Raw genomic sequence first — 13667 nt, forward strand, 5'->3', positions numbered from 1 at the left:
CAATAGCCCAAAAGGGATGATCGAACCCCCTCTCTGTAGGCCGAATTGCCGCAAACTAAAGAAAAGTCACTTTGTCCACTGGCAATTTATAGAGCCCCTCTTTATAGTCGGATTCGTAGGCATACTCTGCGCATTTTAGCCCAGCCAACCCAGTACACACACGCCGAGTTTGAGAGTAACGGCTCAGCCTAGGCGAAACACACCTCTCTCACTAGCCTTACCTCTCCCATGCTCAACCGCAACCTTCGGTCGCTGTGGTCTCGTATTCTTGGCAAGCAGCAACAGGCAAAGGAACTCCAACGCCGCCGCCGCTCCTTCTTAGAAGTCCTCGAAGACCGCCGCGTATTGGCCACCTACGTTTGGGATGGAACCGGGGATGGTGTGTCCTGGACAGATCCCCTCAACTGGAATCTTAATGCGGGCACTCCGAGCCTTGCTGCAGACATTGCCCAATTTACTGGAACTGCGGCCGGAGCAATCACCGTCGGAGCACCTGTCACGGTTGGTCAAATCCAATTCACTACTACCGCTGCAGCCTACAGCCTCACTGGCAGCGCGATCACACTTAGCACCAGCCTTAGCAACGCGGTCGGTACGAACTCGATTGCCAACGACCTGATTGGTGGAATTGGCACGGTTTCTGTCACCGGTGGAACATTATCCCTCTCAGGTGCAAATACCCTCGGATTAGCAACGATCGGCCCGGGCACGCTTTCAATCAGCACCAATGCCACGGCAGCAGGTGCTGTGGCAATCAACACGAGCGGCGTGTTTGAGATCAACAACGTCACACACAATGCCGCAGTCGCGCTCAATTCTGGCGGCACACTGCGAGGGGTTGGTGCCAACGCACGCGAGAACGGCATCATTACCGTAGCCAATGCGGCAGTAACAATCGGCACTGGTACGAGTGCGAGCGATGTTCTGACACTCAGTGACGCTGACAACGAACTTACAGGTGGAGGCAACGTAATTAACATCGCCGGTTCGGGTACGGTCGCTTTAGCCGGTGACACATCTCCCACCAATAACCTGATTGCCAACACCAGATACTCGGTTGCCGCTACTTCAACACTGAGCTTTATTACGGAAGCTCAGTTGGGTGCGGCACCGAGCACTGCTCAGGCAAATCACATCGCGCTCAGCGGAACATTGCGCGGTGCTGGCACTGGCGCGATGGGATTCACGGCCAATCGTGGAATCACGCTGGCAGGAACCGCGGCCACAATTGATGTGAGTAATTCGGCCGGCGCATTGACAGTCAGCGGCATCATCGCTGGAACAGCTTTAACAAAAGTAGGCTCAGGCTCCGCAATTCTAAGCGGTGCCAATACCTACACGGGAGCCACCAACGTTAACGCAGGTACGCTTGTGGCAAATGCCGCCGCAGCTCTGGGAACAACGGCCGGTAGCACCACCATTGCCAACGGAGCAACCTTGGATGTACGTGCTTCCATCGGAACCGAAGCAATTAACGTGCAAGGAACAGGAGTCGGTAATAATGGTGCCCTGATCACTGCTTCGGGTACTGGCACCGTTGGCGGTGCCGTCACGCTCGCTGGCAATACCTCCATCGGCGGTGCCGCAACGCTCAATATCACCGGAAACATTACAGGCGGCTTTGCACTTACCAAAGTAGGCGCTGGGACAACCGTCCTGCGCGGCACCAACAGTTACACCGGAATTACGACGGTCAGCGCTGGCACTCTGCGGTTCGGCAGGCAAGTCTCGCTATACAACAATGGTACGGTTGCCGGTGGTTGGACGCCAACAAACATCGTGGTTAGCTCGGCAGCAACGTTGGCGCTCAACGTCGGCGGTACGGGTGAATTCACAGCTGCAGACATTACGACGCTCGCAGGCTTAGGTACCCCCACGGGTGGCTTTGCGAACAACTCTATCCTGGGCTTGGATCCTACGAACGCGCCCAACGGACTTTTTACCTACTCCACGGCAATTTCTAATACGAACGCGAACGCCAATGTTCTTGGTGTGTCAAAGCTAGGTGCAGGGATTGTGGTGCTCTCAGGAGACAACAGCTACACCGGTGTTACGCGAGTTGTCACAGGAATTCTGCAGTTTGCCAATCCAGCCTCACTTTACACCAATCCCGCCACCGACTGGAACACGACCAATCTTGTCGTCGAAAGCGGCGCGACGATGGCCTTCAACGTCGGAGGTGTGTCCGATTTCAGCGCAGCACAGCTCCAAACTCTCTCGACGCTTGGCAATGCATCCGGCGGGTTCAGGACTGGCGCTGCCATAGGCATGGATACGACGAACGCTGCCAGTCCTTTCACATACTCACAGAACATCGTCAACCCAGGGGCAAATATTCTTGGCTTTACGAAGCTCGGCTCTGGTGTTCTGAGTCTCACGGGCACCAACACCTACACTGGAACCACCACAATTCTGGGCGGTACGCTCCAAAAAGGCACCGCGACCGCACTTCCGTCGACAACGCCCCTCGTCTTTGGAAACACCTACGACTTTACTGGCTCACTCGACCTTAGCACTTTCAATCAAACCGTTTCGACGTTAAATGTTTTGAGCAACTCTGCGTCAAGCAATTCCATCACGATTGGCAGCGGAAGCATCCTAACTTCCACGGGCAACATCACGATTGGATTCAACTCTGCTGCGACGACCAGCAGCAAGCTAGTCGTCTCTGGTGCGACACCCGGTGTGGGCACTTGGACTGCCAACAACTCCGCAACAAATGGCAGAATTCAACTTGGGGGCAGCACCACAGACAGCTTCAGCAACGCTGCTACGCTTGACATGTCGGATCTAGGCACATTTACGGCCAATCTGTCAGGCACAACAACAACCTTTATGGTTGGAGATGCAACCAACGGAAGTGGCACAGGTACGGCTGGTTCGACCCTCATTCTAGCCCGCACAAGCACCATTATCGCCGATACATTTACTTCCGACTCGCCGGCTGGCGATTCGACTTTCGCGATTAAACAAGTCATTAAGCTTGGCAGCACAGCCAATACGATTCGAGCGAACACAATCAACATCGGGGCATCAGGCAATCGCGCGAATGGCACGCTCGACTTCCTCACCAGTTCTGGCACGCTGACGATTCGTAACAAGGCGAATGCGACAAATGCCGCAATTATGAATGTGGGCTACGGTGGAGCAACAACTGGTTTTAGCTTTAGCTCGACGGTTAATTTGAACGGCCACTCTGTTGATATTAACCTTGCTAGTTTGAATATTGGTGGACGGACAGGTACTAGTGGTGCCAATTCGACTGCCAGTTTTTCTTACGACACTGGAACGCTGACGGTCGGAACATTAAATGTGGGCCGGCGAAACTCCACCGCTAGCACCAGTTCAGGGACTTTAAACATTGGAGGTACCTCAACTACCACAATCACTGGCGCATTCGCGATTGCCGCCCAACTCGCTGCCTCGGGATCATCGGTTACCAATGGCACAGTGAATATTACTGGGGGCAATACGACTGTGTCGGGCGGAATTTCGCTGGCAAATCGCCCAACCGCCGGAACGGCAACCGGTGCATTGAGCATCACCGGTGGAACGCTTTCCGTCGGTGGCGATATCACAGTGACGGGGACTACCAGTGAGTCAATCACGCTCGACGGTGGCACACTCGACATGGGGGGCTTTAATATCGGCAGCGTTGCCTCGCCGATCATTCCTCTAACCTTCGCCAGTGGCACGCTCAAGAATGTCGGCACGATCAACGGTACCGCTGGCCTCACCAAAACAACGACCGGTCAGTTGATCCTGGATGGCACCATTGGCTACACCGGTGCCACGGTTATCAACGGCGGAAAGTTGGTCGTGAATGCAACAAACGCGCTCACGGCGTTGCCAGGTGCCGTGACCGTGAACTCTGGCGGCACACTTGGCGGTACGGGAACTATTACCGGTACGGTTTCTGTTGTCGGTACGGGTGCCATCGATGCCGGTGCAACAGGTGCCGATGAGACCGGTACTCTGACAATCTCGAATACCTTGACGCTGGCCGGTACTTCGACTTTTGCGGCACAACTGAACGGCAACGCCCCCGGCGACGGTGCTGGCTTCTATGACCAAGTGACATCGACCGGCGCGGTCAACTTAACCGGCGTGGACCTCATCCTTACTGGCACCTACGCTGCAGAAGCTGGTGATTCGTTCACCATCCTCACCGCAACTGGCGGAATCACGGGCAACTTTGATGGCTACGCTGACGGGCAAAAATTTATCCTGAACAACCGCCCACTGACTATTTCTTACACCCCGACCAGTGTGGTCGTGACCTTCGACACCGATCCCGTGGTGGATGGCACTGCAGCAGCAGACACGTTTGTCGTTAAGCAAGTCGGCGCGAACCTGGAAGTCAGCTTGGGCATGGTTGTGGTGTTGTCCACTCCCGTGTCAGACATCGACACCCTCACAATCAACGGCCTGGGTGATAATGACACTTTGACAGTTGACTACAGCGGTGGCGTGTTCGATGAAGTAATCAACTTCAACGGCGGCACACAGACGGGTTCTCCTGGTGACGTTCTGGAAATTACTGGCGGCACGTTCGACAAGCTGCAATATGATGCGACGGATGTTGGGTCTGGCGAGATTACGCTGAGCAGCATGGCGGGAACCGGCACGGTGATCTTCACTGGATTGGAACCGGTGATGGTCGACGCGGTCGCGGCCACGGTGGAGATCAATCTCGATCCATCGAACCTTGTGGCTGGACCCCATACGGTCGAGATCACCGATGTGGCAGCTACCAACGAGATGCTAGTCTCGTTCAATTCTGGTTTCGAGTCGATGTCGTTCGTCACGCCGACGGTCGAACTCATCATCAACGGCGATAACGTTGACAACGACACGATCACGATTACTTCGGTCAATGCACCCGCGGACGGCGGCTTTGTCGCTGGTGTCACCATCAATGGCCAAGGCGGAACCGACAGCATCATCGTCAATGCTGCTCTTGCGCTCGGAGATGGGCCTGGTCCGGGTACATCCACCGGTGCCGTTTCGCTGACTGCGGAGACGATCGACATCAACGCCGCCATCAGCACAGTCAACGAAGGAGCTACTGGCACGATCACGCTGAGCGGCAGCACGATCAGCACAAACTCAGATCTGAGTACCGATGGCGCTGCGGTCTCGGTCGCGGCTGCCACTGCCTTTGTAGTGGACGGCACAAATGTCATCATCGATACCGAATCGGGCAACAACAGCGCTGCCGGTGCGATCAACTTCACGGGCACTGCGTTGATTCGCGCGGATGCGCCCGCACGTAACCTCTCGCTGCTCAGCGATTCCGCGGTTGGCGCGAACGGTGCGATCACGCTGGCCGCGTTTGGCAACACGGGCGGCGCGTTCGTCAACAACCTGACGATCGACGCTGATGACGCAGCGTCGGTTGGCCAAACGGTGACGATCGCGTCCACCAGCCAAGTTGCCGGAAATCTCTCGATTACCGGCGGCACGATTGCTTCGAATGCCAATTTTACGGCGGGGGCTTCGAGTGCGATTTCGTTGACATCTGACGCCAGCATCACCGATGGCAATGGCAGTGGTACGGGCAACCCCAACTTTACTGCTACGAGCGGCTCGCTGACGGCTTCCGCACCCAACGGGATTGACCTCGATATCGACGTCGCCCAAATCACGGCCAGCAGCACGAACACCAATATCACGCTGCGAGAGGCCAGCGGACTTACGGATCTGAACATCGCAGCGGGTACAGGAAATGTCTCTCTCACATTGGCAGCTGGCAGCATTACCGATACGGCCGCTGACGGGAACGACATCGTCGCGAACGTCATTACGTTGGTAATGCCCAGTGGAGGTGCAATTGGCGCTCCAGCGAACCGCGTAGAGATTAATGGTACGCAACTGCAGGTAACCTATTCCGTCAGCAACTCCGGAAACGATGTCTATTTGGAAGACACCGCCGGTGGTTTGCAACTCAACAATTCGACCGTAACCTCGTCGACCAATACCACCTTCGATCTGTTGGTGACGAATGGCAGCTTGACCAGCGTTGTTGGTGGCTCGCGCGATATTGGTGGCGATATCATCGTTTTACGTGTCACGGGAGCGGCTAGCACGATTGGGCTTAACGCCGCGAATCGGCTAGAGCTCAACGGTGTGGTTCGTGTCGATGCGGCAACCGATGGGGGCAGTATCTTCATTGTTGATACCGACGGCGGCTTGCCTGTCGGCTTGATCGACGCCGGTACAGGCAACGTGGATCTGCTCACCAATGCGGGTACTGTCCGCAACATTACTGATGCGTCGAACGATGCAGCCACAGACGTTATTGGTTCAACCGTCACTCTCACCGTGACAGGTGCCACCAGCACCATTGGTACATCAACTTCGGATCGCTTGGAAATTGATGCCATAACACTGAACGTGACCACAGCGGGTGGTGGCGCATTCCTCAGCGATACGGCTGGCGGCGTAGAACTGAATACGGTGGCGGTCGGCAGCTTGGCTCTTCAATCGGCCGCAGCAATCACCGATAGCACGAATGCCAGCATCGCAGTGACGAACAATGCTTCGCTCACGGGTACGACCATCACGCTGGGCGAACAGGGTACGGATGCCGTGAACTTTGGCTCGCTGACATTTAACAGTGCTGGTGCAGTGAATATCTCGGAAGACAGCAGCACGCTGCTCCTGGGAGCAAGCACGGCCGATAGCCTGGTCCTCAACTCGACCGCTGGTATTACCGACGATGCTGCCGCCAGTGTGACCGTGACGAACAATGCCTCGTTCGATGCGACAGCAATCACGCTGGGTGAACTCGGCTCCGACTTGATGAATTTTGGTTCGCTCACATTCACGAGTGGCGGTGCGGTGAATATCTCGGAAGACAGCAGCACGCTGCTCCTGGGTACGAGTACCGCTGCAAACCTGGTCCTCAACTCGACCGCTGGCATTACCGACGATGCTGCTGCCAGTGTGACCGTGACGAACAATGCCTCGTTCAATGCGACTGCAATCACGCTGGGTGAACTCGGCTCCGATACTGTCCACTTTGGTTCGCTGACGTTCACAAGTGGCGGTGCGGTAAATATCTCGGAAGACAGCAGCACACTACTCCTGGGTACAAGCACGGCCGAAAGTCTGGTCCTAAACTCGACTGCGGGAATCACTGATGATGTTGCTGCCAACTTGACGGTGACGAATAACGCCTCGTTCGATGCCACCGAAATCACTCTTGGCGACGCGGTGGGAAATACGGTGAACTTCGGTTCGCTGACGTTCACGAGCTTGGGGGCGGTGATTATTTCGGAGGATAGTGCGACGGAGTTGACGGGAACCAGCACGGCGTTGAGCCTGGTGCTGACATCGACGGCGGGAATTACGAATGATGCGACGGCCAGCCTGGTGGTGACGAACAACGCCACGTTGAATGCCACGAGTATCGCGCTCGGGAATGTCGGGGCACTCGATACGGTGAACTTCGGTTCGCTCACATTCACGGCCACGGCCGGCGGCGTGACGATCGAAGAGAACTCAGAGCTCGAACTGCTCGGCGCGAGCAGTGCAACCGGCACGATTGTCCTCACCAGCCTCGATACGCTGGCTGCGAATGAGAACATCACCATTCCAGCCATGGCTTCGCTGGAATCCACTACGGCAAGTGTGACGTTGAATGCGGGTGATGGCCTCACGTTGAATGGTGGCTCGTTCATTAGTGGTTTCTCGGGCGTGGCGCTCAATGTCGATAACATCGGCGGGTTGGGAGCGGGAGCCGGATCGGCCAGCACGCTGGCGGGTACGATCCAGACGACTGACGGTAATATCACGATTTCCAGTGGTGCGGGTGGCGATACCTTCACCCAGACCGGCAGCCTGGTAGCTGGCGGCATGGGCGACATCACGATCAGCTTGGGAGCCGGCACGGATCAATACAACGCGGCGACCACGGCGACAGCGGTGTTGACGGCACTCGGCAATACGATCACGATCAATGGTGGGAATGGCAACGATACGATCCTGCTGGGGGACCAGTTCTTTGCGGCCACGATCAGCGCTGCGAGCACGATTCTCAACGGCAACGACGGGACGAACAATCCCGACGGCAGCGACACCTTCAAGGTGCGGGCCAGTACGACCACGCCGTTCACCATCGACGGCGACGATCCGACCGAACCGACTCTGCCCGGCGATACGCTGTTCGTCGATCTGACGGGCGTGTCGGGTCCGGTCAACGAATCGCATGGCGACCCGAACACGACCATCTCGTTTCCCAATCCACCCAATTCGCAGCTTGACATCACCTATCGGGAGATCGAGACTCGGCAGACCACCGGCTTGGGCTCGCCGCTGGTGAACCACATCTTTGACCTGCTCAACTACCCGCTAGTCTCCGATGGCGTATTCGACGTCCAACTCACCAGCGATTCGAATTTGAAAGTGACGCTGAACGGGGCGAGCGTCTACAACGGCGACGACGCCACGGTGAACAGCCTGACCTTCGCGGGGAACGCGGGGAACGACGCCGTTCGCATTCACGCTCTGGCGGGCACGGGCGAACTCCCCAGCGAAGGTGGTCTCGTCGACTTCGGTTTGGACGGCGTGAACACGCTACCGGGTGTCACACCCACCGGCATCTCCTCGATGGATGCCACGCGCAAGGCGGTCAGCGGAGCCTTCGCCGCCAACGCCCGCACGCCGGTCAGTCTCAGCAACAATCGGGCGGGCGTGTACTTCGATGGCCGCGGCGGCACGAACTCGATCGTGCTGGATGTGACCACTGCCCGCGACGTGGCCTACCTGTCTGACAGCCAGGCCGGTTTCGGCGCGAACCAGGGAGACCTGAGCGTGCAGGCAGCGGGCGGTACGCTGCGGGGCTTCGCGGCCTCGTTCGCCAACGTCAATAGCGTGCATCTGCGCGAGCAGACGGCCGTCGGCAGCAAGCTGCTGATCGATGCCAGCAGCACGTCGGCCACGACGACAATCAGCGTGGTCGACATCCTCGATCCGGTGACGACGTCGCAGTACGACGCGCTCAATCCGGTCAACAACTCGCTGGTCGTTAACCCGAACGTCACCTTCACTGGCGCTTCGCAACTGGTCGGCAACGGTGGCGTGGCCGCGACTCGCTTCGCGAACTTCGCCGACGTGACGATCCGCAGTGGTGGCTACACCGGCGCGTCCGTGGGCGAAACGCTGGACCTCATCAGCCTCGACCCCCTGGGCCTGACCACGCTGGCTCTCGACGCCGGTAGCGCGCTGGGGACTGGTGCGGGGCCGGGTGCCGACAGCGGGGCCGCCGATACCATCCAACTGCGAAGCCTCCCCAGCGGCGTCACGGCCACGCTGACGGGCGGCCTGGGGAGCGACACCTTCCGCCTGCACGGCGAAACGACGATCGTCGTCGATAATGGTCTCCCCACCGACTACACCAACGTCTCCGGCAGCGATGGTCTGGACTCCAACGACACGGTCGACAACATCGCCGGCCCGGTGGTGGTCGACGGAGAAGACGCCAACCTAGCGAACAACAACGATCAGTTGTTCATCATCGACAGTGGCGACATGACGGCCGACCCGAACGTGCTGATTGCTGCAGCCGGCGGGATGAATGCGGATTATACGGTGACGGGAATCAACGCCAGCGGAGTCACGTTCCGCAACATCGACAGCTTCGATTACACGGGAACGCAAGGTGGGGACACGATCGACGGCCGGTTCACCCCGACCAGCGTGCCGCACGACCTGAACACGGTGGCCCTGCGTGGCTCTGGCGGTGCCGATCAGTTCCTCCTCTTCACATCGAATCAGTGGGGTGGTATCGACCCGACGACGGGCCTACCGTTCACCCGCGTAGCCAGCGGCGTAGGAACGATCAGTCTGTACGGCAACGATGGTGAAGATATCTTCGGCGAAACTCCGGCCCCGGTCATCGGGAACACGGGAGCCATGCACGTGGGCCTAGCCGTCCCCGCCACGACGCGGCTGATTCGTCCGACCACGGCCGCGACTGCGGGGGGAAGCACCATCTTCATCGACGGTGGCGATCCGGTACCGGCGCTCAATCAGGCCGGTGATTCCTTGGTCGGCGATGTGCTGAACCTGGATGTCACGGACGTGCCGAAGAACACGGCGATGATCGTGGGAGCCGGTTCGTCGGGGAACGTCCTCAGCGCCAACACGGCCCCCTTCAGTTGGGTCAGCATCGAAGACCTCAACCTGGTCGACAACGGCAAGTTGACAGGCGTGCAGATCGGCGACGTGTTCGGTCGCGGGACCACGGGGAACGACCTGATGCAGATCTCGGCCAATGCCACGGCCGCGCTGCCGCATCAGGTGCGGGTGCGCATCGGCGGCGCGATCATGAACTACAACGTGCCGGGCAAGGCCGTGCTGTACGGCGGCAATGGTGTCGACACGATGTCGCAGACCACGGCCTCGATTCCGGCTGTGTTCTACGGCGAAGCAGGCAACGATTCGCTGGCGGGGGGCTCGAACAACGACTGGCTGGTGGGTGGCGACGGGAACGACCAGATCACAGGTGGCGAAGGCCAGAACGTGATCTGGGGGGATAACGCGCCGACGAATCCGAGCGACCCGACCCCGCAAGACTTCCAGGGCCCGAACGACGGTAACGACACGATCAGTTCGGGCAACGGAGCCGACGTGATCTATGCCGGTGGTGGCCACGACGTGGTGAACTCCGGTGGGGGCAACGACTACATCCATGCCGGGGCGGGCAACGACAGCGTCGATGCTGGGGCCGGAGACGACCGGGTGTATGGCTACAGCGGCAACGATACGCTGCAAGGCAACAGCGGCAACGACCTGCTGTCGGGCGGCGACGGTAACGATTGGCTGCTGGGTCACTCGGGGAACAACGTGCTAATCGGTGGCACGGGGAGCGACACGCTCTCGGGTGGGGATGGCAACGACCTGCTGATCACCGGTGGGCTGGGTGGTGAAGAGAACAGCACCTGGACTTCAGCTCCCAACACGATGACCTATGCGGCGAACACCTACAGCGACCCAATGGATAACGACGCAGCCCTGCTCGCACTCCTGACGGCCTGGCAGGGGAACTCCAACGCCGCTGCACCACCGCCCGAAGTGCTTGCCCTGCTCCCCATCCTGACCGACAACTCGGACGACGACGCTTGGGGCGGCAACGGCAGCGACCTCTTCAGCTGGGACGCCGCCGACATGGCCGACGAATCCCTCACCGCCCCCGGCCCCAACGACTTCAACAACCCCGCCACAGGACCAGACGTCCGACTGATCAATCCGTAAAGAAGCCAAACGCGAGACCGAAGCCTGAGTAAGAGCCAACATCTGTCTCGGCAGCCGCGATTGCGCTGTTTTCAAGATGAGCGCAGGCCGATTTGTGCCAAAGCGATTTGTAATTGGCTACCGAGAAGGGCTTTCAGGCAGCTTTCATGCTAAATATTTGATTTCGCCTAAGGTTGATCCGTTGGATCAACCTAAACCGCAGTATCATCTGGCGCTCGGCCTTCATGTAACTTGGTGGGCGAGCTCTTTCTGAGAGCTCGCCGTCGATTACGAGCTGCGGCTAGTGAAAATGCGATCGGGAAACCACGATTACAGGCTTGCCAATATTGGCACTCCCTAGTGAATGGTGGGCCGGACCCCTTTGATAGCCCGTCGCTCGGTGATGTCGGACAAATTGTCTTGTGGGACTGCGAACTTGCACATGGCCAACGGTGATCGGCAGTCCTTTGCCATGGTGCGCGTGGTTTACGCCGCTCGCGATTCCTAACCAAAACCTTGTGAAAGATCTTGTGTAAGAATCAGCCAAAAATTGGTGAAAACGAATGATTGTCGATTAGATTGCAGTGAATTGCGTGAACGGACTAAATCGTTACCATCAAAGGACTAAAGCGACAAGTTGTTGGTGGTCAATGACTTGCAAAAACACCCTACTTCGAATCCTGTCCTCTCCGCTTGTCTCGAAAACGCTCGCCGTAAGCCGCTTTGCAAAAGGCACTTACGGCGAGCGTTTTGTCTTTGTCCCAGTCACTGGGACAAGAACTGGGACAAAATCAAGTCCAGCTCCGAAGGTTTGATACCTGCTGGCACCTTAATTTGTCCCACTCGTCCGGGATCTCTCTCCTTTCATCGCTCAGGTTGTTACCAACGCCGGGGTTACCTAAAACTAACTTCCGGTCCGACCTTCGGCCCGGTCCAAAAACCGAATTTGGCTCATCTTCCGCTGGGCATCCTCACCGCGCAGATGGCGGTAGTGCTCCACCATCTTCGAGTCCGCGTGCCCCAGCCATTCTTTGATTTCCCCTTCCGACGCCCCGCCTAGGAAACACTGGCTACAGAAATAATGGCGGAAGCTGTGAAGCCTGCCATGCTCAAAGCCAATTTCGCCTTGCGGTGTCGGGAACTTGGTTTGCAATGGTTCGATGACGTGCTTGATGAACTGCTCCAGCACGTTGCGAGCGAGCACCCGGCCACCGAGCGCAGCATGAAAGACGAAGCCATCGGGCTTTCGTGTCAGGCCAACCAAAAGGGTGCGAAGCTCGGGGTGAATCGGAATCGTTCTCGAACGCCGCCCCTTAGTCGTGCGCGCCGAGCCCGCTTGACGCTTGAATCGACTGGACCGTTCGTCCGCGACGCGGATCATTCCCTTTTCAAAGTTCACATCGCTCCAACGCAGCCCGGCGAGCTCGCTGATCCGCATCCCGGTAAATGCGAGGCCCATCAGCAGATCTGCCAACCAGACGAGCTTGCGATCATCGCGACAGTGACTGACCAGCGCGGTCACCTCGTGCGCGCTATAGCAGTACGTATCCGTGCCTTGAGGCTTCTTGAGCGGCAGGATCAGCTTGGCCGAGGCCGGCAACAACTTGTGGCTGATCAGCCAGGTGTTGATCGACTTGAGGAGCGTTAGCTCGAGATAAACCGTGCGATCCGCACACTTCTGAGCCAGACGTTTGCCGTACGCCCGTAGCGCCGCCTCATCGAATTCCGCCCAAGTTTCAATGCCGTGCTTCCGGCAATCTTCAACATGCTTATCACGCACTGCGCCGTAGCGCTTGATCGTTTCCGGCGTAGCCCCGCCCATGACGTGATTGCTGTCGATCTCGTCGAGGTATTGGCACCAGCCGTCAGCAATCGACGGCGCGGAACACATTTCTAACGCAGCAGCCGAGATGAGTCCGTGTTCAACAGCCTTTTGTTGATCTAGGTGCTTCAAGCGAGTAAGAGCTTCATCCCGGTCGCGAGTTCCTAGGGAGTGCTTTCCGAGATGATGCTTGTTGGTCCGTCCATCGGCGTAGTAAACGCCATCACGACGGAAAAACCGCCAGGTGAAGTGCTTTGCAGAAATCGACGCAGACTGTTTTTTCGATTTGGCCATATGCTTTATCCGCGTTTAGGAGCTTGCGTCCACTTCGGCCGCGGACCAGATAAGCGTACGCAGTCGTCGCCACTGGCAACGGCGGGAGCGCTTGGTCGGTCCAGTGTGCGAGTGGCCATCAGCTCGATGGCATTGAGGGGGAAGAGAAGTTTGCCCCCTTTGCCAGCTGGCTGAACAAAGGGGATTTTGCCGGCCTTGATCAGCCGATGGATCGTCGACGGCGACAGCCGCGAGATCGCGCTAAACTCTTGCAGAGTGAGGTGTTGCGGTGTCGCTGGCGTTGAGCCGCTGGACATGATGAATGCGCCTGCGC

Annotated in this window: 3 protein-coding genes; 1 reads left to right on the top strand and 2 read right to left on the bottom strand. The window is 58.0% G+C overall.

The features are described from left to right. Window positions 1-228 precede the first annotated feature (228 nt). On the top strand, window positions 229-11259 hold the full coding sequence (locus tag ETAA8_RS08315) for a beta strand repeat-containing protein (protein WP_145087397.1): 11031 nt from the start codon (window positions 229-231) through the stop codon (window positions 11257-11259). Between the two features lie 883 nt (window positions 11260-12142). On the opposite strand, the gene ETAA8_RS08320 is transcribed toward ETAA8_RS08315, so the two are convergent. Further along, a complete protein-coding gene (locus ETAA8_RS08320) occupies window positions 12143-13354 on the bottom strand; it encodes a tyrosine-type recombinase/integrase (RefSeq protein WP_145087399.1) in 1212 nt (403 codons plus the stop codon). 5 nt (window positions 13355-13359) lie between these two features. Further along, entirely contained in the window at window positions 13360-13650 is a 291-nt protein-coding gene (locus ETAA8_RS08325; protein WP_145087401.1) for a helix-turn-helix domain-containing protein, read from the bottom strand. Between the last annotated feature and the right edge of the window lie 17 nt (window positions 13651-13667).

It is taken from the genome of Anatilimnocola aggregata (assembly GCF_007747655.1).
Taxonomy (GTDB): Bacteria; Planctomycetota; Planctomycetia; order Pirellulales; family Pirellulaceae; genus Anatilimnocola; species Anatilimnocola aggregata.

Coding starts and splice junctions, on each gene's coding strand:
- ETAA8_RS08315 (WP_145087397.1), top strand. CDS start 229: ATGCTCAACCGCAACCTTCGGTCGCTGTGGTCTCGTATTCTTGGCAAG.
- ETAA8_RS08320 (WP_145087399.1), bottom strand. CDS start 13,354: ATGGCCAAATCGAAAAAACAGTCTGCGTCGATTTCTGCAAAGCACTTC.
- ETAA8_RS08325 (WP_145087401.1), bottom strand. CDS start 13,650: ATGTCCAGCGGCTCAACGCCAGCGACACCGCAACACCTCACTCTGCAA.